The following is a 23,658-nucleotide window of genomic DNA, read 5'->3' on the forward strand; positions in this document are numbered from 1 at the left end:
GAGAGGTGACAGAGATTTGAGAATTTTACATACGGCTGACTGGCATTTGGGAAAAACGCTTGAAGGAAGAAGCCGATTGAAGGAGCAGGAGGATTTTCTAGATGAGCTCGCCCGGATCGTAAAAGACGAGAATATCGATGCCGTTGTCATGGCGGGAGACGCTTTTGACACTGTAAACCCGCCGGCTCTTGCCGAACAGCTTTTTTATGAAAGCCTCTCCGCCTTGTCTGATAAAGGAACGCGCCCGGTGGTCGTGATCGCAGGAAACCATGACAATCCCGACCGCCTTTCGGCCGCGTCACCGTTAACGACTGACCACGGCATCTATCTGATCGGATATCCAAAAGCCGAGCCCATTGACATAGAAGTCCCTTCTTCAGGAGAAATCCTTTCCATTGCGGCGCTTGCCTATCCATCAGAATCAAGGCTGAATGAAGTGCTGTCTGATACGTTTGATGAAAAGCTGCTCCGCGATCGGTATGACGAAAAAATTAAACAGACCTTTCAGCATATGAGCCGAAAGTTTAAAAAAGGCGCCGTTCAGATCGCGGCGAGCCACATTTATGTGGCAGGCGGCAGCCAGACTGATTCAGAGCGGCCGATCGAAGTCGGCGGCGCGTATACGGTGGCGGCGGAAAGCCTGCCTGAAGGCGCCGCATATGTGGCACTCGGCCATCTCCACCGTCCGCAAACGATAAAACGTGCCCGCACACTTGCAAGATATTCCGGTTCACCGCTCGCCTACAGCTTTTCAGAAGCAAGCTATGCCAAATCGGTCACGGTTGTGGAAGCTGCTCCTGGCGGGCCGGCGGCAGCCAATGAGATTTTCCTGTCGAGCGGAAAGCCGCTTGTGAAATGGAAGGCAACGGAAGGCATCTCACAGGTGTACAGCTGGCTTGAAGAAGAGCGCGACAAAAACGCGTGGATCGATCTCGAAATCCATTTGACAGACCAGCTCTCCATTGAAGAGATTCACCGTTTGAGAAAAGCGCATCAGGGAATCATCCACATCCGGCCGGTGTTTCAAGACATTCCGCCGTCTGCCGACCAAACGGTTCAGTCGCGGCAGGTCCCGATTGAAGAAAGGTTTATCGCGTTTTACGAAAGGCAGACCGGCGGAGCGGTTCCGGATGAAGAAACCGTAAAATTGTTTTTAGAGCTTGCATCAACAGCGAAACTGGAAGAGGGGGATGACTCATGAAGCCGATTTCCCTGTCCATCAAGGGGCTGCACAGCTTCAGGGAAGAACAGGTCATTGATTTTGAAAGCCTGTGCGATTCCGGCGTATTCGGCATATTCGGGCCGACCGGGAGCGGAAAATCGTCGATTTTGGACGCCATGACGCTGGCGCTTTACGGAAAAGTGGAGCGGGCCTCGAACAATACACACGGCATTTTAAACCATGCTGAGGATGAGCTTGCCGTGTCTTTCACGTTTAAGCTGCAAACCGGCCATGAGACGGCATATAAGGTGGAGCGGGTGTTTAAACGAACGGATGACGTGAAAGTGAAAACGTCCATATGCCGCTTTATCGAAATGAAAGAAGAACAAACCGTTTTGGCTGATAAAGCAAGTGAAGTCAACCGCAAAGTCGAAGAGCTGCTCGGCTTAACGATCGATGATTTTACGAGGGCGGTCGTGTTGCCGCAAGGGAAATTCGCCGAGTTCCTTTCTTTAAAAGGAGCGGACAGGAGGCAAATGCTTCAGCGCCTCTTCAATCTTGAGCAGTACGGCGACCGGCTCGTGAAAAAGCTCAAAAAACAGGCGCAGGCGGCGTATGCGAAAAAGAATGAAATGCTCGCCGAGCAAGCCGGACTCGGAGATGCCGATAAAGAGGCGTTAAAACGCGCGGAAAAGCATCTCGGGGAAGCCGAGCAAACGTTAGAGAAAAAACGCATCGAACGGGACAGCAGCGCCCGGCATTTTACCGAATGCCAGGAGATTTGGAATCTGCAAAAGGAAAAAGAAGGCTATCTCAGAGAAGAAGAAGAGCTCCTTGCACACAAGGACGCGATTGCCGAAAAGGAAAGACGCCTCACGCTCGCCGAAACGGCAAACACGCTAAAACCGTACGCGGATGCGTATCTTGATGCCAAAGAAGACGCAGCGCGCGCCGAAGAGGAGGAAAAACAGGCGCGCAAAGAGCTGCAAACGTATGAAGCCCTCTATGAGAAAGCGCAGCACGAATACGAAAACTTCAGAAACGGCAAAAAAGAAAAAGAGCCGGAGCTGTTGAAGCAGGAAGAGCAGCTCACAGCCCTGAAGGAAATCGAAAAAAAACGGCTTGCCGTCCAACGGGAGGCCGATCGGAAACTGAGCGAGAAGGCCTTAAAGGAAGACGAAATCAAGCGTGCGACAGATGAGCTTCAAAAGGTAAAAAGCCTGCTGGAGCGGGGGATGACGAGGCAAAATCAGCTAAAAGCGGAACTGAAAGCCGTTCAGGTGTCAAGCGTTGAACGAAAAAACTGTCAAACCGCCAATCAGCTTGCATTTCAAATTAAACAGCGGAAACAGGAAACCGAAAGAGAACAGGAGCGTCTGTACAAGCAGAAGGACGTGCTCAGCCGGCTTCATAAAGAAGAGGAGCAAATCAAGCGCAGCATCAAGGCCGAAGAAGAGCATATTCAGGCTGGCTTTTCCGCGGTCGAACGGGCTTATGCAATGGTCTGCGATGCCGAACGCGCCCTCTCTGAAACCGTCAATCTCGCCGCCAAAAAGAGGGATGAACTATCGGCGAAACGGGAGGCTGCAAAAACGGAAGAGCTGACAAAGGAATTGGCAAAGCAGCTCAAAAAAGGAGAGCCCTGCCCGGTCTGCGGGTCCATCCTGCATGAAAAACCCGCCCATTTCAATGGAGAGAGCGTGTCTTTCAAAGAAACGGAAGAAGCGTTGCGGGAAGCTGAAAACATCATCCAAGAAGCTGCCGAACTGGCTCAGGAGTTTCTTTCTGCTAAAGTGGCGCTTGAACAGCAGTCAGACCATCTTATCAATGAATGCCCGTTTTTAACGAAAAACGAACCTCAATTGCCGGAAACTGCCGCTTCATTAGAAGAATCGTCTACACCTGAGCGCTTCCGCCGAATCGGTTTTGAGTGGAGGGGGATCAGGCAGGATCTGACAGACATTAAAAGCCGCATGCCAAAGCTTCTTAGCGCATACAAGGAAACCGCCAAAAAACGCGAACAAATTCGCGAGCGGATCGGCTACGAAGAAAAAGAGAAGGAACGCCTGGAAACGGGCGTCAAGGAGCTCAGCGCTTCATTGAGCGAAATGGAAACAAGTTTCGGCGAACAATTTGACGGCCTCTCGTATGAGCAGGCCGAAACATGGCAAAAATCGATCGAAGAAAAAGATCTTGCGGCCGAAGATTACGAAAAAAGGATCGAAAAGAGCGTCGGTTTTCTCAAAGAGCAGGAACAGCAAAAAGGGGAACTGACAGAGCGCTTGTTTACCCTCGATAAAGAGCAGCTCGACCTCCATTATGTGATCGAAGGGCTGAAAAAGGAAATCGGCGAATACGAAAAAGAGCTCAAAGATTACCCTCACGCAGCTGCCATCGATGAACATCTTGAGGACGTGAAGACGCAATTGAAAGAGCTGAATGAGCGGGAACAGGTTCTTTATGAGCATCTGAAGGAAACGGATTCGCGCGTCAACAGATGGCGAGCCCGGACAAACGCGTGTGAGCTCGCAGTCCGCGAAGCGGCGGCAAGGCTCGCAAAAGCATCTGGCATCTGGACGGAGAAAGCGGAAGGCACAATGTTTGAAGATGCCGCAGATGTGAAGAAGCACCTCATCGGGCAGGAAGAGCTTGAACGTTTGAAAAAAGACATCCAATCGTATTGGGATCATACAAAGCAATTCAAATCAAATATGAAACGGATTGAGGAAAAGCTCGGAGGCAGGTCGCTTACCGCGGAGGAATGGGAAAAGGCGGAAAAGAGAAAAGTTGAGGCCGAAGAAGCATTCGGCAGAGCGCTGGAGGAAAGAGGGGCAGCGGTAAAAGCGCTCCATGTCATGCGCGAGAACCATAACAGATTCAAGGAGCTTGAAGCCTCCTTGAAAGAATGGCAGACCTATATCGATCGCCTTGATAAACTTCAGGCTGTATTTAAAGGAAACAGCTTTGTTGAATATTTGGCGGAAGAACAGCTGGAAAGCGTCACAAGGGACGCATCGGCAAGGCTTGGCGGACTGACAAGGCAAAGATATGCGATTGAGGTCGATTCAGAGGGCGGTTTTGTTATGAGGGATGATGCCAACGGCGGAGTCAGGCGTCCCGTCACAAGCCTGTCCGGCGGTGAGACGTTTTTGACATCGCTTGCGCTGGCACTTGCTTTATCCGCGCAAATCCAGCTTCGCGGAAAGTACCCGCTCCAATTCTTTTTCTTGGACGAGGGCTTTGGAACGCTTGATCAGGATTTGCTGGATACGGTGATTACGGCATTGGAAAAACTCCAATCCGACAATTTGTCGGTCGGTGTCATCAGCCATGTTCAGGAGCTAAGGGCAAGGCTTCCGAAAAAGCTGATCGTCCGCCCGGCAGAGCCGAGCGGCAGGGGAACCGCCGTATCACTCGAAATGATCTGACGCGCCCGGTTATAAAACACAAACCAAAAGCAGCCTCCTTCTGTACGAATGGGGCTCTTTATGCATTTCCGACAACATCCTGGTCGCTGACATCGGGGTCTATATAATTCGTAGCGTTTAAACCATTGTTAACAAGCAGGAAGTCTCCTGTATTACCAGCACCTGAACCAAGTGCGGATTTTGAAGAGCTTTTTGGAGAAAGGTAAAAGGAATCACCGAAGTTTACGACTCCGCCTGAGATAGAGTTGATCTTGATAGGTCCGACAATTGCTGGCATGATAGATCGACACCCTTTATAGAAGTCTCGAAACAGTATATGCCGGACGTTTACCTATTGTGAATTGACCGGAGGCAGGTTTCGAATGTGCTTGATTCTCGTTTCGGTGTCGATGCGGCCGGTCGAGCCGATATGGGCAATTGCAGAAGAAGATATACTTTGCACTTTAATCGCCCTGACACGGATGACCGGGTTTTCATGATAAAATGCGGAGTATACCCCGGTTTCCGGCAGAAGCCGGGGAACCGGTTCCCGGAAAAGTTGAAAATCTTCCTGCTTAAATGAGCCTTCATTGCCGAAATAGTTGGGAAGATACCGCTGAACGGCGAGTACCTTTTCCCTGGCAAAGAACTCCTGTGTATCACCGATTTGAAGCGTGCTGCCGGTTCCAATAAATTGCACTTTTAAAAACTTGACTTTTGACGTTCTGTTCAGCATTATTCCGGCTGCAGAGGCGTAATCGGCCCGACGATGAGAGATTCCGGCGGCGTGTCAAAAATCGATGACAATGATATGGACTCGGTATCCCCGATTAAAAAAACAGATGAACTTGAAACCCCGGTAATTTTAATGTTGCCTACGTCCAAACAACGGTTTACAACAGTAAAATTCATTCGTTTTCATTTCCTTTCATTTCATCTGGTATCGCTTGTAGAAAGTGTTCAATCGCCCGGATGATATCCCGTTTTACGTGTTCGGCCAGCTTTTCTGCATGCTCTCTCGGATTACCGAACTCTCCGGGTTTTAAATGTTTGGCATAATAGCGGAGACGGCTGTCGATCTGTTTTCGGATGTCTTCGATGATATGATGCCGGTTTGTTTCATCCAATTTGCTGTCATAACGGCTCTCCAGCTGTTCAAGGTGATGCGGAATTTCTTCATTTAAGTAAGCATCAACGAGGAGTCTTGCGTGCTGCAAGAGCTGGCCGTCCATTTCCTGCTGGAGCATCCCGATTTCCGGCGGCTGCTGACCGATTTGAAAGTTCTCCACCTGCTCCTGTTCTGCCGGATTGAGCCCGATGTTGAGCGTTCCTTCCAACCGTTCGATTTTTAATTGATCAAATTTGTATTCAACCCGGTCGATCCTTGTTCCCGGATTTTCCTTCATTCTGTTGAGCTCTGTCTGAATGGCAATCATTTGCCTTTCAAGCTGCTGAATTTGTGCGGCCTGCTGCTGCAGAACTCCATACGCGTTTTGCGAATAAGAAGGATTCATTTGATTCATGAGTCTGCACCTCCGCGTACTACCCCTGCGCCTGTAGGAGCCACAAGAGGGGTAAGGATTGGCTGAGGAACCTCTCCGGTTACAGGCGGAGCAGCCTCAGTATAGCTGCCGGTATTGTACAAATTGGAAAGCGTTTTAACAGAACCGGCGCTCCCGATCTGCAAGACGGAAGAGTTGCTGATCCCTTCTATTCGCAGGTAATTGATTTGTATCGTTTGATTAATATAGAAGTTCATGATCTCACTCCTTACAGGTTTCCTGCGACCGGCTGATCGATCAGATCGGTATCGTTTGTGCGGGTAATGCTGTTTTGGTTGTATATGACGGTTCCGTCTCCGGTTACAAAACTCCCGGCGCCGGCAAACGTTTTAAGTTCGGAATAAGGAGAGATCGTAATGCAGTCCCCGATATGAACAATCCCGCTTGAACCTACGGCATTTACTTTAAAAGCTCCGACAATCGCTGGCATGAAAGCACACCCTTTACAAACATTCTTATGGGCTATACACCATATCTTATGTTCATTGGGCTCTTTTGTGATAAGGGTGAAACTATTTTCTGAAAAAAACGTAAAAAGCAAGCAGAAGCGTGTTGCGGGGGGTGGAAGTGAGCATGTATTTCGAGCTTCAATATGATTCATTATTGCTGGCATTTCTTTTTATGTTTACGGCCTACGCTGTCGGGATAAAAAAACAATTGTGGCTGTTGAGAGGATTTCAGCAGTCAAGGATCAGAGACAAGGATAAACTCGCTGAAACAGCCGGATATTTCTTTTTAAACAGCGGCTTTTTCCTGTTGTTGAACGGCTTTGTTTATATACCGTATCAAGAGACGTTTACACCACCTGCCATCCTTGCTTACGGTGTCTGTACAATCATATATGTGCAGAAAACATTGGTTGATTAGAGGATGGCATCAAAAAAAGACCGGCGGCTGTTACAGCTCTGCCGGAAAAAAGCAGTATTGCCCGGGGCGGCGGCTTTTAGGAAGTTCGGCGGCCGCGGGTTTTAAAAGCGTCTTCGGGTTGCATGCCGTTTTCGTGTTTCTGCATTTTTTGATTGAGCAAGTTGTCCAGTTCCTGACTGCAGCGAATCGCTTCTTTTGAATTGATTCCGAATTTTTCAGCGGTTTCGAATAAGTCTAACCGTTTTGCTTCAATTTTCTTGTTCATCATGGCAGTCTCCAACCTTCACATATATTTTGAGCCGGTGAATCAGCTTTTACAGCGTAATAAAAAAGTGGATATTGATAGTATACCCTATTTTGTGATAAAAGGATTTTTTTCGCCAATATGACAAAAAATGTGACAATTTTCGGCGAGACGTGTGTTTCGTCTTAAAGCCTGGCCAGCTCAAAAAGCAAAAAGCGTTTTCTCTTTTCAATATACTGAAAAATCTGTTTTTGTTCATCCTCAAGCTGCTCGGAGGTGATGGTTGTGTAAGGATCCATCTGAAGGAAAGGTGTCAGGTCGGCATGCCATTTTGTCAGAAAAGGCGAGAGCCGGCTGATCGTGAATTCGTGCTGCAGGATGTGCCTCATTAAAATGGAGTATTGGGCTTTGAAGGCCGGGATGTCCAGCAGCCTCGCGGATAATGTGTTATAGCCTGTCACCGGAATGCGGTCATGCTTCATTTCTTTGCCGTTGATGTTCCGCCCCCATGTTGCATCATAATCCCAGGGGATGATTTGGAAGGATCCCGTCTTTTCATTGAAATACAGGGCGTAATTATGAACAAATGCGTCGAAATTTTGCGTGCACACCGCTCCGATCAGCCATAGCAAATATTGTTTGACATGAAGGTATCGTTTGATTTCTTTTGCAAAGACATCGTCTTTTGCGGTGTTGATAAAGTAGATAAACTCCTGGAGCGCATCGTCGTGCCTCACCGAACCCGATTTTCTTTCATAGCCCTGCAGGAGATTTTTCTTTGCCTGCTTATCGAAAGAACTCAAAAGGGAAAAGTTGGCATCGTCATCAACAGCGTAGTAAATCGCCCCGTCTTCTAAATTTCTTTTCTTTAAGAATGTATCGTCAACAGATTCGATTTTTAAATAGATCCCTTCTTTTTTTCCGTTGATATAAAGGAACACGTGCGAGGCTGAGGGAGAAAGGACGCCGATTTTTTCAAAGAAATGAAAGGAGAGCCTGTTTCGGATGTAGGAAGGATCATTGAATTCGGCGTTTAAATGGAATTCGGATTCCCCGTTTTTCGAATGCTTGCGATATTGAATGTCATACGATTTTTTTTTCAATTTGCGGGTGTGCGATCCCCTGTAAGAAACGAAGACGGGAATGTTTGCCGAACGGGTTTGTAGCATGCCGGGGACCGCTTTGTCGCTCCAGATGTCTTTTTTTAATTCAGTTAATCTGCTCTGATCAATGTTCAGCCTAAAGGCCGGCAAAGCAGTGCCACTCATGATCATTTCCTCCTTTTTTATCTGACATATCATATGTGGAAAAAGCCTGTCCCGGAAGCGCATGGCCTAAGTTTGCATAAAACAGTCATTTGCCTCAGTACACCTGTCTCTACTCTAGAGTATGATAAAGCAGGACATAAAAAGGTGGATAGGAGGGTTAAAAGATGAGTGATGTCCATGATCATGATATTCAACAAGCGGTAGACCAGCTGAAGAGCGAGGGCAGAGATCAATATTTAGACCGTGAGCCTGATTCTCCGGCAGCCGAAGAAACCAGGCCCGCCAGCATTTTTGACCTGTGGTGGGGGATAAGGCCGCACAGAAGCAACCGGCATGAGAAAAGCAAGGAGCACGAGAAAAGCAAGGAGCACGAGAAAAGCAAGGAGCATGAGAAAAGCAAGGAGCACGAAAAAAGGAAAAAACACGAGAAAAGCAAAAAACCGGAATATGGGCATAAGCGGCCTGAATATCGTTCTCACAAGAAAAAGCATTACAGAAAAACGAGACACGGCTATGAAAAATATACGGAATATTATGAGGGAAATGTAACAGAGGTCAAATATCGCAAAGTGTAATCAAAGCGGCTTACTGCATTGTGAGCCGCCATTTTTTTAGGTGTGAAAACCGGGACTTTAGAACGGGTTTTCACATTGCAGAAAGGATTTTTTAACGGTCTGGAGAATATAAAAAAAAGTTAAGCTGAAATCTAACTGCGGGGGAATTTTGAATGAAGTTTGCGACAGCAGTGTTGCACAGCCGTCAATTTGTGGGACTTGTCATTGGCGATAAAATCATGGATTTGCACAAAGCCGAAAAAAAGCTGTTTGAGCTTGAGACTATACCTGAAACGCTCATCGGGTGCGTGAGCGAGGGCGACAAGTTCGTCCGGCATGTCGAACAGCTTGTCGAGTGGTCAAAGAAAAAAAATACCGAAGAAAGCGGTTCGTATATTTATCCGCTGTCAGATGTCAAGCTGCTGGCGCCCATTCCAACGCCGCGGAAAAACGTCTTTTGCATCGGAAAAAATTATCGGGACCATGCGATAGAAATGGGAAGCGAATCAGACATTCCGAAACATATCATGGTCTTTACAAAAGCGCCGACTTCGGTGATCGGGCACCTTGAAGAGATCGATGCCCACAAAGGCGTGACAGAAACGCTGGATTATGAAGGGGAACTGGCCGTCGTCATCGGCAAAACGGGAAGACGCATCCCGAAAGAACAAGCGCTTGACTATGTATTCGGCTATACGATTATCAACGATGTGACTGCGCGCGATCTGCAAAAGCGGCATAAGCAGTTTTTTATCGGAAAAAGCCTTGACGCCACATGTCCGATGGGACCGTATCTTGTACATAAATCAATGATTGAAGACCCGAAGCAGCTGAAAGTGGAAACGCGGGTCAACGGTGAACTCCGCCAGTCGGGCGATACGAAAGATATGATCTTTTCGGTTGCCGAGATCATTGAGACGCTGTCAAAAGGAATGACGCTTGAAGCCGGCGACATTATCGCAACGGGCACGCCGTCCGGGGTCGGCAGCGGGTTTCAGCCCCCAAGGTTTCTGCACGAAGGGGATCAGGTCGATATCACGATCGAACCGATCGGAACGCTTTCGAATCTTGTAAAATAAACCTTGTTGCATAGTGGGTATTTCTGTATAATGAAATTATAAAATTTTTCGAAAAGAGGGATGTGCGATGAGAAGACAGATTGTGAAGTTTGCAAGCCAATTATTCATAGCACAGCCCATGTCAAATAAATGACCGGTTACCTTTGTTTGATCTGGTGATATTCCATGGGCTGTGTCAGTACGGCTCATGGATTTTTTGCTTAGATGGAGCGAAAAAAAGGGCCTGCGGGCTCTTTTTTTAATATCATCAGACAATGGGAGGAAACTTATTTGAATTTATCAAAATTAGGCGTCAACTATATTAGTGACCATTTAAAGGATATGAAAGAAAGCGGCCTTGTGCTGGGAAGGGTCGCCCTTCCGCATAAGCGGCTGTATCGGGTTTTTACCGGGCAGGGGGAATGGCTTGCCGAAATTTCCGGCAGGCTGAGGTTTGAAGCGGAAACGAGCGGGGATTTTCCGGCTGTGGGAGATTGGGTGTATATGCGTCCGCGGGAAGATGAAAAAAAGGGGACGATCGTTGACATTGTTCCCCGCTTTAGCCAAATTTCGCGCAAGGCTCCGGGTGATCCGGCTGTGGAACAAATCACGGCTACCAATGTAAACACGATTTTTCTCGTCAATGCCCTAAACCGGGATTTCAACATCAGAAGAATCGAACGATATCTATCGCTCGCTTGGGAGAGCGGAGCCAATCCAGTCATCGTCCTCAGCAAAGCCGATATTGGCGATCGAATAGAGGAAAAGGTCAGACAGGCTGAATCTGTCGCATTCGGCGTGCCGGTCCATGTCATCAGTGCACATGAAGGCACGGGGATGGATGAACTGAAGTCTTATGTCAGAGAGGGAGAGACAGCGGCGCTTTTAGGCTCGTCAGGAGCGGGAAAATCGACGATGATGAATTTTTTCCTGAACGAAAACCGTCAGGCCGTTCAAGAGGTTCGCGAAGGTGATGACAGAGGGAGGCATACGACCACGCACAGGGAGCTGTTTATGATTCCGGATGGAGGGGTTTTAATCGACACGCCGGGCATGAGAGCAATTGAGCTCTGGGAATCTGAAGAAGGCTTTCAGCAAAGCTTCGCTGATGTTGAGGAGCTGGCGCTTGCCTGCAAATTTACCGATTGCAGCCATCATCAAGAGCCAGGATGCGCCGTTCAAGCGGCCATCCTGGCAGGGGACTTGGATCATTCCCGCTTGAAGAGCTACCTCAAGCTCAAAAAAGAGCTGGAATACATCGCGAGAAAAAAAGACAAACGGGCGATGATACAAGACAAAAACCGCTGGAAGCAGATTTCAAAAAGCATGAGGAAAAAGCGGCGCTGAAATCACCTCGGCGCCTTTACCATGATATTGGCAGCGTTCACATTTTTTTGTTTAATGGACGGGTTCATGATAATATAAAAGCAATACCTGATCTGATAGGGGGGAATTCGATATGGTGACGCATTTGCACATCACGGCTTGGGTGATTGCGCTCATTTTAGTATTCATTACTTATGCGCTTTATGCCGTCAAAAATGAAAGAGGCGCGAAAATCGCGCATATGGTTCTTCGCTTGTTCTATATTTTGGTGATCTTAACGGGAGCGGAAATCTTGTTTAGGTTCGCTGCCTGGACGAATGTATATACAGGAGAATACATAGGCAAGACGATCCTCGGCCTTGTGACGGTCGGATTGATGGAAATGCTCTTGATCCGCAAGAGAAAAGGAAAACCGATCACCGGGATTTGGATCGGCTTCATTATCGTCCTGCTCTTAACGATCGCGCTCGGGCTCCGTCTTCCTCTGGGCTTTAAAACCTTTTAAGCGCGTGCACCAGTTCTGTTTTAAGGGCTGGTGTTTTTTTTATGAGGGGGGTTTGTATGCTGATATAGTCACGATCCTTATCCCATCGGATGTTGTCCATTCAAACCTGTCTTTTCTCTCACCGGTCCGTTCGTAATGATGCTGGAGCGCGCATTGTTTCACATCGTTTGAAAACTGGTAAAACGAGGCGCCTTTTTCTGTTGCAGGGTTTGCCGAAAAGCTTAAGCCGTTGAAGGCGTAGACGCAGTCAAAAACAGAAAAACCGAGGCTGTTCAACTGGTCTAAAAACGAATAAAACTGCCCGTCGTCCAAATCATACAAAAAATCCAAAAATGCCTGTTTTACCGTTTTCAAATAGCGGATTGCCTCACCGCCTGTTAATGGAATGTTTTCGCCTCTTTCTGTTGCGGCGAACCGATCGAAGAGCTCCGCTTTCACCCATTTGCCGTCGAGATCGATATAGACGCCCGGGCTTCTCAGGCTTTCAAACAGACATATATCCCCTTCCTCATTTTCGATCAGGCAGATTCCCTCGTCCATGATAATCGTTCCGTAAATCCATCTGCGGTCTTCTTCATAAATCCTCATCTCGCGTTCCGTTCCCATGGCTGGTCTCCTTTCCTTTTCTTTTTCTCCAAAACGGGCTTGTCTCATACAAGTCTCTGATGGACAATTCAACTATTATTGTAAGGTGCATAAAATAAGTAAAGTGACAAAGGAAGTGAGCCTAAAAAGAGAAAGAACATTAGAATTGGAGCTGATCGACAATGTGTGGAATAACGGGGTGGGTGGACTTTACAAAACCGCTCGTCCGAGAGCAGCCTGTCATGGAGAAAATGACTGACACGCTTTCGAAAAGAGGACCCGATGACACAAACATTTGGGGAAAGCATCACGTTTTATTCGGACATAAGCGCCTGGCTGTCGTCGATTTGGAAGGCGGCAGACAGCCGATGACCCGCACACATCAAGGGCATACCTACACGATTTGCTATAACGGAGAGCTCTATAATACAGAGGATTTGCGAAAAGAGCTTCTGGCGATGGGGCACCGATTTAAGAGCCACTCTGATACAGAGGTGCTGCTCCACTCCTATATGGAATGGAAGGAAGAATGCATCCACAGGCTGAACGGAATCTTTGCGTTTGCTGTCTGGGATGACGAGCGGGATCTTCTGTTTGCGGCGAGAGACCGCCTCGGGGTCAAGCCGCTGTTTTATTCCGAGCACGGTACGTCATTTCTGTTCGGCTCTGAAATCAAGGCGATTCTCGCTCATCCAGAGGTGAAAGCAAAGGTTGATCGCGAGGGGCTTGCCGAAATATTCGGACTCGGTCCGTCAAGAACGCCGGGAAGCGGGGTTTTTAAAGGGATTAGGGAAATCCGCCCGGGGCATGCCATGCTGTTTTCAAAGGACGGCTTGACGGTGTGGCGCTATTGGAATGTCAAAAGCGAAAAACATCCCGACAGTTTTGCCGATACCGTTCTGAATGTCAGAACGCTTTTTGAAGACGCCGTGACAAGACAGCTTGTTTCAGATGTGCCCGTATGCACGTTTTTGTCAGGCGGCGTCGATTCAAGCGCCATTACGGCGACTGCTGCTAAGCATTTTGAAAAAGAAGGTAAAGCTCCGCTCCATACGTTTTCGGTCGATTATGAGGACAATGAGCAGTATTTTACCTCGAGTTTGTTTCAGCCGAATGCCGACGGACCGTGGATCCGAAAAATGTCGGAAGCATTCGGAACCGTTCACCACAACTGCGTCATTTCCCAGGAGGATCTCGCCGGCTATTTGGAGGAAGCGGTCATCGTCAGGGATTTGCCCGGAATGGCCGATGTCGATTCGTCGCTCCTTTGGTTTTGCCGGGAAATCAAAAAGGATTTTGTCGTGAGCCTGTCCGGGGAATGCGCAGATGAGATTTTCGGCGGGTATCCGTGGTTTCATTCGGCAGAGGATGTGAAAGGTTTCCCATGGATGAGATCTATGGAGGAACGGATCGGACTTCTCAACAGCGGCTGGCAGAAAAAGCTCGGCCTCAAGGAGTACGTAACGGCGAAATACGAAGAAACGGTGAAAGAAACGCCGGTGTTAGACGGAGAAACGGGTGAGGATAAGAGAAGAAGAGAGCTGTTTTACTTAAATATGCTTTGGTTTATGACGACGCTGCTTGACCGGAAAGACAGGATGAGCATGGGCGCAAGTCTTGAAGTCAGGGTGCCGTTCGCCGATCACAGGCTCGTCGAATACGTTTGGAATATCCCGTGGGAATACAAAATGCACGGAAACCGGGAAAAAGGGGTCTTCCGCAAAGCATTGGAAGGGATTTTGCCTGACGACATTTTATATCGCAAAAAAAGCCCGTATCCGAAGACGCATCATCCCGCTTATACAAAAGCGGTGAAACGCTGGCTCGCGTCGCTTATTCAGCAGAAGGATTCGGCCCTTCACACCTTTTTGGACAGAAAAAAGCTCGATCAGCTGATCGAGACGGAGGGCGCGTCTTTTCAGGTTCCCTGGTACGGCCAATTGATGAAGGGACCGCAGCTCATCGCGCACCTCGCGCAGATTCATACCTGGTTTGAGACTTACAGAATCGATATTGAAGAATAGAAGAAAGCACCCGGAGCAAGGCGGGTGCTTTTTGATAATCAAGCCGCAAATCCTTTTTGGAGCCATATTTTTGATCTCCATCTTCTATACATCATAATCCCTCTCACCCATTCATCAGCAATAAAAGAAAACCAAATTCCCGCAAGGCCGAGTTCAAGCTGGATGCCGAAAATGTATGCGATCGGCAGGCCGATTCCCCACATGGAGATGATCGCCATATAGACCGGATATTTCGCATCACCGGCGGCTCTGAGCGAGTTGATGATCACCACATTGAATGAACGGCCGGGCTCGAGGATGATCGTCATGATGATTAACATGCTCGCTGTCGCGATAATATCGGGATTTTGGCTGAAAATGCCGATCAGCGGTTTTGAAAAAACGGCCAGCAGAATGGAGGTGAATGTCGTAATCGCCAGCGCCCACCACAGGCTTTTTAAGCATCTGCTGTATACTTCGTCAAATTGTTTGGCTCCGATATGGCGCCCGATCAAAATTTGCGTTCCCTGGCTGATCGCCGTTCCAAAAAGCATGATAAACATCATCAAGTTTTGCGCATATACTTTTGTCGTCAGCGCCTGTGCACCCATGAGCGTGATAAAATAGGTGACGATCATTTGTGACGCGTTATATGAAAGCTGTTCTCCGGCCGAAGGGATGCCGATTTTGAGCAGCTTTTTCAGATGGCCTTTTTGAATGAGGAAAAGGCGCTTTGATAAAAGCGGCATGCCGATGCGCTTTTTGACGAGCAGGGCGATCGCCAATAGGCCGATGACGCGGGCAGTTGAAGTAGACAGCGCCACCCCTGCAACGCCGAGCACAGGGAAGCCGAACGGCCCGAAAATGACGAGATAGTTTCCGGCGATATTTAATATGTTCATGCCGATCGTGACGGCCATTGTATCCTTCGTATGTCCGTAGCTTTTTAAGATCGCGCTGTACGTCATGATCAGCGCCTGGACAAAGGACAGTCCGCCGACGATCTGCAAAAAGATTTTCGCTTCATCGAGCAGTTCCGCCGACAGCCCCATCATCAATAAAAGCGGTTCTGCAAACATATAAATGGCTGCGCTTATGAGAAGACTGATGATAAAATTGGCGCTGATGGAGACGTACCCGACATCCATCGCTTCATTTTTCTGCCGTGATCCTAAAAACTGTGAAATGATGACTGTGGTACCCGTTGCGATGAAGCCGAACATGACGATGATCAAATTCAGCATTTGGTTGCTGACGCCGACGGCCGCTACGCTGTCGTCGGAATATTGGCTGAGCATCAGGGTATCCGCGTTTCCCATCAGCATATATAATGAAACCTCGATAAAAATCGGCCATGTCAAAGCAAATAAAGAGAGGTTTTGAACATTTGTTTTCTTCATGGCGGTGACCCCTTTCTTTTCAAAATCCGTTTAATAGTGTAACGCCATCCTTTTATAATAAAAAGAGACGAAACCGATACTTTTTGGAGAAATCCGACCAAATCAAAGGGGGGAAGAGCATTGGATCATGTCATCTTCAAGATTCCGCCGCTGCCTGTTCTGATCACCTGCGGAGAAGGGGTATTCAAAACAGGGGAAAAACACGTGAAACGTGAATATTCCGTCTTTGACCTCTTATATGTCATAAAAGGGGAGCTGTTTTTGACCGAAGGCGGCAAGCCTTTCCGCGTCACAGAGGGGGAGTACATCATCCTCATCCCGGGGCTGGAGCATTACGGACATCAGGGCTGTCTGGAGGATACCCATTATTTCTGGCTCCACTTTCAAGAGGAGGCGTACGAATTGGCGGATCAGGGAGGTGAGAACTGGACCGGACTCAAGCTTGAGCACGGAACGTTTGAAACGCCCCCTTTATACAGCCTGAGACTTCCGAGAAAAGGGAAAGTCGATCAAAAGGCTTTTATAGAAAAGCAGTTTAGAAGCTTGCTTGATGATTCTGCCGAAAATTCGGACTTGCCTCTCAGAAAACAGCTCCTGTTCGAAGAGCTGCTCATTCACCTGCAAAAAGAGGCATTCCGCATTCCTTCCGCGAATGAACGGGTGGCATCGGAAGCGCAGCGCTATATCGACCGCCACTACAAAGAAAAGCTCAGCATGGATCAGCTGTCGGCCGCTCTGCATTATCACCAGGACTACATCACCCGCTGCATGCAAAAAGTGTTCGGTCAAACGCCGGGGCAGTATGCCAACAAGGCGCGCATACATGAAGCAAAACGGCTGCTTTCGGTGACAAATGACAAAATGTCATCGATCGCCGAACAAGTCGGCATCGACGATCCGACGTATTTTTCAAAGCTTTTCAAACAGATGGAAGGCATGTCGCCTGTCGAGTACAGAAGGATGATCAAGAGGAGCATCGAATAAGATATAGGAAAAAACGGATCGGAGGAGAAAACACATGGACTCCATATGCGGCGATAAAGTCAAATTGCGTCAGATTACGATGGATGACGTTCCTGAGTTATGGACTATGATCTATGGGACAAAAAACCTGAATGGAAAAAGTGGGATGCGCCTTATTTTCCGCTCCAGCCTGAGCCGTATCAATATTTTGCAGAATCATTCTTGCCGCTATTGAAAGAAAAGCCGCCCCGCTATGCTGCGATAGAGATTGACGGACGGTTTAAGGGGACGGTTTCTTATTATTGGGAATGCAGGTCGACCCGCTGGCTTGAATGCGGCATCGTCATCTATGATCCACAGTTTTGGAACGGCGGATACGGCACTGAAGCGGTGAAGCTGTGGGTCGGCTGGTTGTTTGAAAACATCGATGTAGAAAGAATCGGGATGACGACGTGGTCCGGGAACGGGCGGATGATGAAGTGCGCGGAAAAAGCGGGTTTTACATTGGAAGGGCGGCTTCGAAAAGTCAGGTATTACGATGGGGTTTACTATGATTCAATCAGATACGGAATATTGAGGGAAGAGTGGGAGCATATTTGCGGAGAAGGCTGCCGCATTCTATAATAAACGACGAGATAGAATACGGATGAGGGAGAAAATATGAAAATCACGATTTATGATGTGGCAGAAGCGGCCGGCGTTTCGATTTCCACGGTGTCGCGCGTGATCAACAACACCGGGAGAATCAGCCAATCGACAAGACAAAAAGTATTCGAGGTTATGAAAGACCTCGATTATCAGCCGAATGTCCATGCATCAGCGCTGACCGGGAAGCGGACGAACATCATCGGCCTTCTGACGCCTGATATCTCCAACCCTTTTTTCGGCGAACTGGCCAAAAGCGTGGAAGAACGGGCGGATGAGCTCGGATTCAGCATCATCATGTGTTCCACGGACAGGGACCGGAAAAAAGAGACAAAATATTTTTCAGTGCTGAGGCAAAAAAATGTCGACGGAATCATTTTTGCGACAGGCATTGAAAACAAAGAGAGCTTGGCGGCGGTTGAGGATATCGCCGATGAAGGCATACCGCTCGTCATGATTTCGCAGGACCGCGCTCTTTTTCCGATGGATGTCGTGGTTATTGACGACTTGATGGCCGGATATATAGCGGCAAAGCATTTAATCTCGCTCGGCCATAAAAGCATCGCCTGTGTGATCGGCGACGGAACGACAACGTGTGAAAAAGACCGTCTGAAGGGCTTTAAAAAAGCGATGGATGAAGCAGGGATTGCCGCCGGAGAGTTGCTGACGGCAGGAAACGGCTTCTCCCTTCAAGGCGGTAAAAAAGCCGCGTCATCCATATTCTCTCAAAAGGTCCCGACAGCTGTTCTGGCGATCAATGATGTGCTCGCCTGTGCAGTGATCCAGACGGCGAAGGAATGGGGGCTGGAAGTGCCCGGGGATGTATCGGTGATCGGCTTTGATAATACGATGCTGGCCGAAATGGTCGCTCCGCCGCTCACTACCGTTTCCCAGCCGATCGAAGAAATGGGGCGCCGCGTTGTCGAACTGCTTGCGGAAGAGATTCGCGGCGCGAAAAAATCAAAAAGCAAGACGATTTTAGCACCGGAGCTTATCATCAGACAGTCGACGGCTCGGCCGCGAACAACAGAAAAAACACCGGAAAAGGGCAGCTTTAATTAATTCAAAAAGCGGCTCTTTTTTACCAGGAGGGAGCAAGCGCTTGTCCTTAATTTTTTCCGAACGCACCATCATTGATCTGACAAAATTATAAAAAAGTATTGCGAAAGCAATTAATCAGCGCTAAAATGGAATCGAATTTGAGCAAGCGCTTTCTCAATAAGCGGGGATCCATATTCCGCGATAGGACCGGTCTTAGCCTGCTACAAAAATAAAGCGCTTACAAATCAGACGGGCCGCCGTCAGACGAATAAACAGCGAGGGGAGAAAAAAACGTGGGAAAAACCGTGAAATGTGCAGTATTGGGATTGGGGAGGCTCGGCCTTTATCATGCGAAAAACTTAAAAACCGCAGTACAAGGGGCGGAGCTTGCGGCTGTAGCCGATCCGCTCAAAGGAAAGGCAGAGCAGGCGGCTTCAGAGCTTTCAGTCGAAAAATGGTCAGTGGATCCGTACGAAATCCTGGAAGATCCGGATATTGACGCCGTCATCATCGTCACGCCGACGACGACTCATGCGGAAATCATTAAAAAGGCGGCCGATTGCGGGAAGCAGATTTTTGTCGAAAAGCCGCTGACACTCAGCCTTGAGGAATCAAAAGAGGTCACAGCAAAAATCGAGGAGGCCGGCGTCATTTGCCAGGTCGGCTTTATGAGGCGGTTCGATCCGGCATATGCCGATGCGAAAAGAAGAATCGATGCCGGCGAGATCGGCAAACCCGTCTATTTTAAAGGATTTACGCGTGACTTCGGTTCCCCGCCGGCTGAATTTATTAAAAACAGCGGCGGCATTTTTGTCGATTGTTCCATCCATGATTATGATATTGCGCGCTATGTAATGGGCGCCGAAATCACTTCTGTATCGGGGCACGGCCGGGTTGTAAAGCATGACTTTATGGCCGAATGCGGGGACGTCGATCAGGCGCTGACCTATATGGAATTCGATTCAGGAGCAGCCGGCGATACGGAGGCGAGCCGGAATTCTCCTCACGGCTATGACATTCGCGCTGAAATCATCGGAACCGAAGGCAGCATTTTTGTCGGATCGCTCAGAAACAAACCGGTGACGATGCTCACCGGAAAAGGCAGCAGCTATGACATCATTCCCGATTTTCAGACGAGGTTTCATGAAGCGTATTGTCTGGAGCTTGAACATTTTGCCGAATGCGTCCGCAATCAGACAAAACCGATCGTAACCGCTCATGACGCGACCATTAATCTGGAAATCGCGATCGCGGCAACCGAATCATATAAAAGAGGCAAGCCTGTCAACCTTCAGAATCAGGCGGGGCGGATGACGGTTTAGAAAGGGCGGGACACGCACGCGCGAACAATCCCGCAGACCCTTAATAAATGATCGATTCATTCGTATTCTTTAAAAAAGAATCGAAGCATGGACTTCCAGACACAAGCTGTTGGAGGTTTTCTGACAAGGGGGATATAGATGGGCACAGCCGGCGTTCAGTTTGATAAAGTCGCTGAAGAATACGATTTTGCAGCAAGCCTTTTGAATGATCATTCATTTTTTCTGTCCAACATGCCTTTAAAAAAGGGGACGGCATTAGACATTGGCTGCGGCACAGGCCTGCTCGCTCACGAGCTGTCCGGTCATTTTGATCATGTGATTGGCATTGATCTATCAAATGAAATGCTGGAGATCGCCAGGCGTAAACGCCGGGGCCAAAATACCGAATATTTGAAAATGGATGCGAATGATCTTCGATTCTCCGGTCTCTTTGATTTCATTGTCAGCAGGACGACATTTCATCATTTGAAAGATGTGCCGAATGTGATCTGCAGAATGAAAGAATTATTGCATCCAGGCGGAAAGATCGTCATCATCGATAATGTATCAGAGGTTGAGACGCCGCCCGCGTATGTGTATGTGCTGGGAGCGATTCGAGAATTTTTTCCCAACTGTTTTACTTTCGGAATAAAAAGTGCTGCAAGGGTGTTCAGGCATCAGACCTCAAAACCGTGGCTTGAACATTTAGCGGCATACAAATACCTTTCAGAACAAGCATACTACGATCTTTACGGACCATTGCTTCCGGGCTGCACATTCCGCCGGATGGGCTGGGCGATGGGGATCGTCTGGGAAAACAAGCCGATCGGTCAAAACGGACTTGAATTTTGATGTGCGACCTTTTTAAACGAAATCATTGCGTGTTTGTTATCGGTCTGAGTTTCACTTGATAACGAACTTTAATATCCATGTTTTCCCACAATTTCTCCCAATGTTCATCGCTCATCGGCTTTGTGAACGGGAACAGCGCTTCACCGCCGATTTCGAGAGGATCTGCTTTGACCTGCTGCATTTTTTTCAGCAGGCAGGCTGTCCGCCTTTCCAATTCAGATTCGATATCTTGGACAAGCATGTCGAATTCTCTTTGATCCTGGAGGTTTTTCTCTCCGTCATATTCTTCGATTCCGGCGTTAACGCTGACATTCATTGTTAACGCCGTCTTTTTCGTTCAATTCGAAATAGACCGCCGATCGTGCCTGGCCAAGCACAATCGAATGCCCGGGAAGGGGCAAATATTTGAGATATCGATTATTGTTGATGATCTGAAAGGTTTGATCATCGATTCCTGAAATAACGTTTGCCAGTTTATCATCCTGAAATAGGGCGGTGCCTTCATATTTGAAATGATATCCATCTGTTTGGAACACCGGGGCGTACGGATCAGAAAAATGAGTATAAAGCTGATTTTTGAAATGATGCAGATTAACGATACTCATCTCTCCCTGGCTTGCTTTTTCATAAACGATCGTTAAGCATTTCAGCACTTTCGTATGTTTGCTGAACCAGGGAGCCAGGCAAATCAGATATTCGGGACTCGAAAACGCAGACCAGGTCACAAGCAGCGCTTTCCATGACTGCCTGGTCCATTCAAACGGAATGAGCGGGTATAAATCATTCAGCGAAGCGATCGGGGGAACATAGAATCTGATAAACAAAAAAACGATCCAAAATGACGACATGAACGCAATGATCACAAACCTCATCGTATTTTCCATCCCGCGGGAAGCCGTATAACCGCCGATTAAAATGATAAACAACACAAGCCAGTTAATATTGATAGCCGGAAAAATAAAGTGGCGGACGCTTTCAGCGTAGCTTACGACCATAATCATGATTTTGACGGACAGCTGAAGCAGGCCGATCAAAACGAAAAAGCGGAGTTTTCTTTCGCCGAAAAGCTCTGCAAAGCCCTCATATCCCCTGGCAGCAGGATGTGCCTTCAGGAACTTTGATAAAATAACCAAATTCAACTGTGACAGCATCCCGATCGCAATCATGATGAAGATCATGTAAGGGTGAACCAAATACATCGGCAGGACCAGGATATAGAAAAGAACCTGCATCTGGTTGGTGATAAAGATTATATACAGGCCGTCAAGAGGCCGCGTTTTGTTAAATAGCGTGAAGGGGTTCACCCGATCACCTCCTTTTGCCATATCTCCATTTTTGAAGGGGGTGTAAAAATTCCGGTCGCCTTTTCAGCCAGATTAGCGGACTGCGGATGAATAGATCGAGCCAATCCCTTAAATATAAAGGCGAGAACGGCGCAAAATAAGGCTGTTTCAGGGAAGTGAGCCCATTCAAATGGACAAACAGCCCGATCAGCCCGAAGATCATTCCGAAGATCATTCCGAAAAAGCCGAGGCAAGCCGTTAACACGAGCATGATAAAATGCATTAACGTATAGCCTTTTGCCACCATGTAATTCGGCACCAAAAAAGAAGCGACCGTTGAAATTCCGACGAGAACAATTAAAACTTTGCTGACGAAACCGGCTTGAACCGCTGCTTCTCCGATGATGATTCCGGAAATGACTCCCAATGTCGAGCTTGATTTGACAGGCATACGCACGCTTGCTTCCTTTATGATTTCGATGACGATCAGCATGAGGGCGGCTTCCCAAAACGGGTTGAACGGGACCTTGCTTCGCGATTCGATCAAAACAAAAAGAATCTGCAGAGGGATCATATGATAATGATGGGTCGATAACGCCACATAAATAGGGATCAACATGATCGACAGAAAAAAGCTAAAATAACGAAGACATCTGAGAAAGCTAGATATCGGCCAGCGGATTGTATAATCTTCAGGCGAATGGAAAAGGTGAAAAAACGTAATCGGCGCATTTAGAGCGTACGGTGTATTATCGACCAAAATGGTGATTTTGCCGATGCTCAAATTGTACACGCAAATATCCGGGCGCTCTGTCTGCTGAAACTGGGGGAAGATCGAATAATGGTGACCCTCAATTAGTTCTGCAAGCTGAGCAGAATCAAAGACCGTATCAAAATCGATCTCCGAAATTCTTTTTTTCACATCCTCTACAAATTCACGGTTGGTCAGGCCGGCAATATAGACGATCATGACAGAAGTTTTGCTCAACGTTCCGGCTGTTAAGCTTTCCGTTTTTAAATTTGTCAAAGGCAGGCGTCTCCGTATCAAAGACAAATTGATCCCGATCTGTTCAGTGAAGCTGTCTTTTGGCCCGTATATTACCGTTTCCGTAAGAGAAGATTCAATCGGGCGCCCCAATTGATTTCTCATCGGTATCGCGAACCACTGCTTCTCAAGCGGATCGTGTATCAACACAGATCCTGTCATCAGATGCTCTTTTGCTTCAGCAAAAGATTCAACATGCAAAACATTTGACACCAAGCTTTTTAAAGAGAGGTATACCGTTTCTTCCGAACAGTTGATAAGGGGTTTGATAATCGCTTGCTGAAGGAGACCCCCGTCAATGATCGTATTGATAAAGTAAAATACGGCTTTTTGTCCGCTTTCCGTTTCATGTTCTTCCACTTTGGCATCTGCCATGCCTTTGATTGCTTCTTGAACGGATTCAGTACTAAGAGCGGTTTTTGCACCTGAGATGTGATCTATCGTCGTTAGTCTGTATTTTCGAAACATCGGCATCCCTCATCAGCGATTGATCAAAATGGTTTCCGGCGCTTTCCAGATGTGTTTATTGTGCTCTCCGAAGCTTAATTTATACAGGAGACTTAAACGGCGAAACCCGGGGAAGCCCC

The 23,658-nt window shown here is 47.8% G+C and carries 25 protein-coding genes and 1 pseudogene; 13 read left to right on the top strand and 13 right to left on the bottom strand.

Features of this window, described 5'->3' with window-relative positions; genetic code table 11:
* Positions 1 to 16 precede the first annotated feature (16 nt).
* Complete coding sequence (gene sbcD / locus NSQ39_RS21910; protein WP_046131290.1) at positions 17 to 1,201, top strand: exonuclease subunit SbcD; 1,185 nt, start codon at positions 17 to 19, stop codon at positions 1,199 to 1,201.
* Positions 1,198 to 4,590, top strand: a complete 3,393-nt coding sequence (gene sbcC, locus NSQ39_RS21915; RefSeq protein ID WP_046131289.1) for an exonuclease subunit SbcC — start codon at positions 1,198 to 1,200, stop codon at positions 4,588 to 4,590. Before sbcD ends, sbcC begins: the two co-directional genes overlap by 4 nt.
* Positions 4,591 to 4,648: 58 nt before the next feature.
* Here the strand turns inward: sbcC and NSQ39_RS21920 are convergent, their stop codons facing one another.
* From NSQ39_RS21920 to NSQ39_RS21945, 6 genes are read right to left on the bottom strand one after another with little or no spacing between them, the layout of a single operon-like run.
* Complete coding sequence (locus NSQ39_RS21920; RefSeq protein WP_046131288.1) at positions 4,649 to 4,867, bottom strand: spore germination protein; 219 nt, start codon at positions 4,865 to 4,867, stop codon at positions 4,649 to 4,651.
* Positions 4,868 to 4,921: 54 nt separating this feature from the next.
* Positions 4,922 to 5,305: a spore germination protein GerPE gene (locus NSQ39_RS21925; protein ID WP_046131287.1), complete on the bottom strand. Its 384-nt coding sequence runs from the start codon at positions 5,303 to 5,305 to the stop codon at positions 4,922 to 4,924.
* The gene (locus tag NSQ39_RS21930; RefSeq protein ID WP_046131286.1) at positions 5,305 to 5,481 is read right to left on the bottom strand and encodes a spore gernimation protein GerPD; all 177 of its coding nucleotides are present in this window, start codon (positions 5,479 to 5,481) and stop codon (positions 5,305 to 5,307) included. The genes NSQ39_RS21925 and NSQ39_RS21930 overlap by 1 nt, the downstream gene beginning before the upstream one ends.
* Positions 5,478 to 6,092, bottom strand: a complete 615-nt coding sequence (gerPC, locus tag NSQ39_RS21935) for a spore germination protein GerPC (RefSeq protein WP_046131285.1) — start codon at positions 6,090 to 6,092, stop codon at positions 5,478 to 5,480. The genes NSQ39_RS21930 and gerPC overlap by 4 nt, the downstream gene beginning before the upstream one ends.
* Positions 6,089 to 6,328 carry a spore germination protein GerPB gene (locus tag NSQ39_RS21940; protein WP_046131284.1) on the bottom strand — a complete coding sequence of 80 codons (240 nt, stop codon included), beginning with the start codon at positions 6,326 to 6,328 and terminating at the stop codon, positions 6,089 to 6,091. Before NSQ39_RS21940 ends, gerPC begins: the two co-directional genes overlap by 4 nt.
* A gap of 11 nt (positions 6,329 to 6,339) precedes the next feature.
* Positions 6,340 to 6,561 (bottom strand): spore germination protein, encoded by a 222-nt coding sequence (locus NSQ39_RS21945; RefSeq protein WP_046131283.1) that lies wholly within the window; start codon positions 6,559 to 6,561, stop codon positions 6,340 to 6,342.
* A gap of 143 nt (positions 6,562 to 6,704) precedes the next feature.
* On the opposite strand from NSQ39_RS21945, the gene NSQ39_RS21950 reads away from it, so the two are divergent.
* Positions 6,705 to 6,998: a DUF3784 domain-containing protein gene (locus NSQ39_RS21950; RefSeq protein WP_046131282.1), complete on the top strand. Its 294-nt coding sequence runs from the start codon at positions 6,705 to 6,707 to the stop codon at positions 6,996 to 6,998.
* Positions 6,999 to 7,074: 76 nt separating this feature from the next.
* On the opposite strand, the gene NSQ39_RS21955 is transcribed toward NSQ39_RS21950, so the two are convergent.
* Together NSQ39_RS21955 and NSQ39_RS21960 are read right to left on the bottom strand one after the other, a co-directional pair.
* Positions 7,075 to 7,263: an aspartyl-phosphate phosphatase Spo0E family protein gene (locus NSQ39_RS21955; protein WP_046131281.1), complete on the bottom strand. Its 189-nt coding sequence runs from the start codon at positions 7,261 to 7,263 to the stop codon at positions 7,075 to 7,077.
* Between the two features lie 164 nt (positions 7,264 to 7,427).
* Positions 7,428 to 8,510, bottom strand: a complete 1,083-nt coding sequence (locus NSQ39_RS21960) for a CotH kinase family protein (protein ID WP_175076190.1) — start codon at positions 8,508 to 8,510, stop codon at positions 7,428 to 7,430.
* Positions 8,511 to 8,674: 164 nt separating this feature from the next.
* On the opposite strand from NSQ39_RS21960, the gene cotG reads away from it, so the two are divergent.
* The 4 genes from cotG to NSQ39_RS21980 all read left to right on the top strand — a co-directional run bounded on the left by cotG (position 8,675) and on the right by NSQ39_RS21980 (position 11,953).
* A complete protein-coding gene (gene cotG, locus NSQ39_RS21965) occupies positions 8,675 to 9,085 on the top strand; it encodes a spore coat protein CotG (RefSeq protein WP_175076189.1) in 411 nt (136 codons plus the stop codon).
* Between the two features lie 152 nt (positions 9,086 to 9,237).
* Positions 9,238 to 10,143 (top strand): fumarylacetoacetate hydrolase family protein, encoded by a 906-nt coding sequence (locus NSQ39_RS21970; RefSeq protein WP_175076188.1) that lies wholly within the window; start codon positions 9,238 to 9,240, stop codon positions 10,141 to 10,143.
* A 270-nt stretch (positions 10,144 to 10,413) separates the two neighbouring features.
* Complete coding sequence (gene rsgA, locus NSQ39_RS21975; RefSeq protein WP_175076187.1) at positions 10,414 to 11,469, top strand: ribosome small subunit-dependent GTPase A; 1,056 nt, start codon at positions 10,414 to 10,416, stop codon at positions 11,467 to 11,469.
* A gap of 115 nt (positions 11,470 to 11,584) precedes the next feature.
* On the top strand, positions 11,585 to 11,953 hold the full coding sequence (locus NSQ39_RS21980; RefSeq protein WP_175076195.1) for a YisL family protein: 369 nt from the start codon (positions 11,585 to 11,587) through the stop codon (positions 11,951 to 11,953).
* A 39-nt stretch (positions 11,954 to 11,992) separates the two neighbouring features.
* Here the strand turns inward: NSQ39_RS21980 and NSQ39_RS21985 are convergent, their stop codons facing one another.
* The gene (locus NSQ39_RS21985) at positions 11,993 to 12,559 is read right to left on the bottom strand and encodes a DUF2777 domain-containing protein (RefSeq protein ID WP_046131276.1); all 567 of its coding nucleotides are present in this window, start codon (positions 12,557 to 12,559) and stop codon (positions 11,993 to 11,995) included.
* 161 nt (positions 12,560 to 12,720) lie between these two features.
* On the opposite strand from NSQ39_RS21985, the gene asnB reads away from it, so the two are divergent.
* Complete coding sequence (gene asnB / locus NSQ39_RS21990; protein WP_175076186.1) at positions 12,721 to 14,562, top strand: asparagine synthase (glutamine-hydrolyzing); 1,842 nt, start codon at positions 12,721 to 12,723, stop codon at positions 14,560 to 14,562.
* A gap of 38 nt (positions 14,563 to 14,600) precedes the next feature.
* Here the strand turns inward: asnB and NSQ39_RS21995 are convergent, their stop codons facing one another.
* The gene (locus tag NSQ39_RS21995; protein ID WP_175076185.1) at positions 14,601 to 15,941 is read right to left on the bottom strand and encodes an MATE family efflux transporter; all 1,341 of its coding nucleotides are present in this window, start codon (positions 15,939 to 15,941) and stop codon (positions 14,601 to 14,603) included.
* Between the two features lie 120 nt (positions 15,942 to 16,061).
* Here NSQ39_RS21995 and NSQ39_RS22000 point away from each other — a divergent pair, with 120 nt between their 5' ends.
* The 5 genes and pseudogenes from NSQ39_RS22000 (at position 16,062) to NSQ39_RS22020 (ending at position 20,743) form a co-directional block, all read left to right on the top strand.
* A complete protein-coding gene (locus tag NSQ39_RS22000) occupies positions 16,062 to 16,925 on the top strand; it encodes an AraC family transcriptional regulator (RefSeq protein WP_175076184.1) in 864 nt (287 codons plus the stop codon).
* A 34-nt stretch (positions 16,926 to 16,959) separates the two neighbouring features.
* Positions 16,960 to 17,528: pseudogene (locus tag NSQ39_RS22005) on the top strand (GNAT family N-acetyltransferase).
* Positions 17,529 to 17,564: 36 nt separating this feature from the next.
* Complete coding sequence (locus tag NSQ39_RS22010; protein ID WP_175076183.1) at positions 17,565 to 18,611, top strand: LacI family DNA-binding transcriptional regulator; 1,047 nt, start codon at positions 17,565 to 17,567, stop codon at positions 18,609 to 18,611.
* A gap of 272 nt (positions 18,612 to 18,883) precedes the next feature.
* A complete protein-coding gene (locus NSQ39_RS22015) occupies positions 18,884 to 19,912 on the top strand; it encodes a Gfo/Idh/MocA family oxidoreductase (RefSeq protein WP_046131270.1) in 1,029 nt (342 codons plus the stop codon).
* 138 nt (positions 19,913 to 20,050) lie between these two features.
* Positions 20,051 to 20,743 (top strand): class I SAM-dependent methyltransferase, encoded by a 693-nt coding sequence (locus NSQ39_RS22020; RefSeq protein ID WP_175076182.1) that lies wholly within the window; start codon positions 20,051 to 20,053, stop codon positions 20,741 to 20,743.
* A 22-nt stretch (positions 20,744 to 20,765) separates the two neighbouring features.
* Here NSQ39_RS22020 and NSQ39_RS22025 read toward each other — a convergent pair whose 3' ends face one another.
* The 3 genes from NSQ39_RS22025 to NSQ39_RS22035 are packed head-to-tail and all read right to left on the bottom strand — an operon-like array spanning position 20,766 to position 23,539.
* Complete coding sequence (locus tag NSQ39_RS22025; RefSeq protein ID WP_236809684.1) at positions 20,766 to 21,059, bottom strand: Ger(x)C family spore germination C-terminal domain-containing protein; 294 nt, start codon at positions 21,057 to 21,059, stop codon at positions 20,766 to 20,768.
* A complete protein-coding gene (locus NSQ39_RS22030; protein ID WP_309245923.1) occupies positions 21,043 to 22,047 on the bottom strand; it encodes a hypothetical protein in 1,005 nt (334 codons plus the stop codon). Before NSQ39_RS22030 ends, NSQ39_RS22025 begins: the two co-directional genes overlap by 17 nt.
* 4 nt (positions 22,048 to 22,051) lie before the next feature.
* Positions 22,052 to 23,539, bottom strand: a complete 1,488-nt coding sequence (locus NSQ39_RS22035; protein WP_175076181.1) for a spore germination protein — start codon at positions 23,537 to 23,539, stop codon at positions 22,052 to 22,054.
* Positions 23,540 to 23,658 lie beyond the last annotated feature (119 nt).

It is taken from the genome of Bacillus sp. FSL W8-0848 (genome assembly GCF_038007805.1).
GTDB classification, from domain to species: domain Bacteria; phylum Bacillota; class Bacilli; order Bacillales; family Bacillaceae; genus Bacillus; species Bacillus glycinifermentans.

Excerpts from the sequence above, each read along its gene's own strand:
- sbcC (WP_046131289.1), top strand. The coding sequence starts at position 1,198 with ATGAAGCCGATTTCCCTGTCCATCAAGGGGCTGCACAGCTTCAGGGAA.
- NSQ39_RS21920 (WP_046131288.1), bottom strand. The coding sequence starts at position 4,867 with ATGCCAGCAATTGTCGGACCTATCAAGATCAACTCTATCTCAGGCGGA.
- NSQ39_RS21925 (WP_046131287.1), bottom strand. The coding sequence starts at position 5,305 with ATGCTGAACAGAACGTCAAAAGTCAAGTTTTTAAAAGTGCAATTTATT.
- NSQ39_RS21930 (WP_046131286.1), bottom strand. The coding sequence starts at position 5,481 with ATGAATTTTACTGTTGTAAACCGTTGTTTGGACGTAGGCAACATTAAA.
- gerPC (WP_046131285.1), bottom strand. The coding sequence starts at position 6,092 with ATGAATCAAATGAATCCTTCTTATTCGCAAAACGCGTATGGAGTTCTG.
- NSQ39_RS21940 (WP_046131284.1), bottom strand. The coding sequence starts at position 6,328 with ATGAACTTCTATATTAATCAAACGATACAAATCAATTACCTGCGAATA.
- NSQ39_RS21945 (WP_046131283.1), bottom strand. The coding sequence starts at position 6,561 with ATGCCAGCGATTGTCGGAGCTTTTAAAGTAAATGCCGTAGGTTCAAGC.
- NSQ39_RS21950 (WP_046131282.1), top strand. The coding sequence starts at position 6,705 with ATGTATTTCGAGCTTCAATATGATTCATTATTGCTGGCATTTCTTTTT.
- NSQ39_RS21955 (WP_046131281.1), bottom strand. The coding sequence starts at position 7,263 with ATGAACAAGAAAATTGAAGCAAAACGGTTAGACTTATTCGAAACCGCT.
- NSQ39_RS21960 (WP_175076190.1), bottom strand. The coding sequence starts at position 8,510 with ATGAGTGGCACTGCTTTGCCGGCCTTTAGGCTGAACATTGATCAGAGC.
- cotG (WP_175076189.1), top strand. The coding sequence starts at position 8,675 with ATGAGTGATGTCCATGATCATGATATTCAACAAGCGGTAGACCAGCTG.
- NSQ39_RS21970 (WP_175076188.1), top strand. The coding sequence starts at position 9,238 with ATGAAGTTTGCGACAGCAGTGTTGCACAGCCGTCAATTTGTGGGACTT.
- NSQ39_RS21985 (WP_046131276.1), bottom strand. The coding sequence starts at position 12,559 with ATGGGAACGGAACGCGAGATGAGGATTTATGAAGAAGACCGCAGATGG.
- asnB (WP_175076186.1), top strand. The coding sequence starts at position 12,721 with ATGTGTGGAATAACGGGGTGGGTGGACTTTACAAAACCGCTCGTCCGA.
- NSQ39_RS21995 (WP_175076185.1), bottom strand. The coding sequence starts at position 15,941 with ATGAAGAAAACAAATGTTCAAAACCTCTCTTTATTTGCTTTGACATGG.
- NSQ39_RS22010 (WP_175076183.1), top strand. The coding sequence starts at position 17,565 with ATGAAAATCACGATTTATGATGTGGCAGAAGCGGCCGGCGTTTCGATT.
- NSQ39_RS22020 (WP_175076182.1), top strand. The coding sequence starts at position 20,051 with ATGGGCACAGCCGGCGTTCAGTTTGATAAAGTCGCTGAAGAATACGAT.
- NSQ39_RS22025 (WP_236809684.1), bottom strand. The coding sequence starts at position 21,059 with ATGAATGTCAGCGTTAACGCCGGAATCGAAGAATATGACGGAGAGAAA.
- NSQ39_RS22035 (WP_175076181.1), bottom strand. The coding sequence starts at position 23,539 with ATGTTTCGAAAATACAGACTAACGACGATAGATCACATCTCAGGTGCA.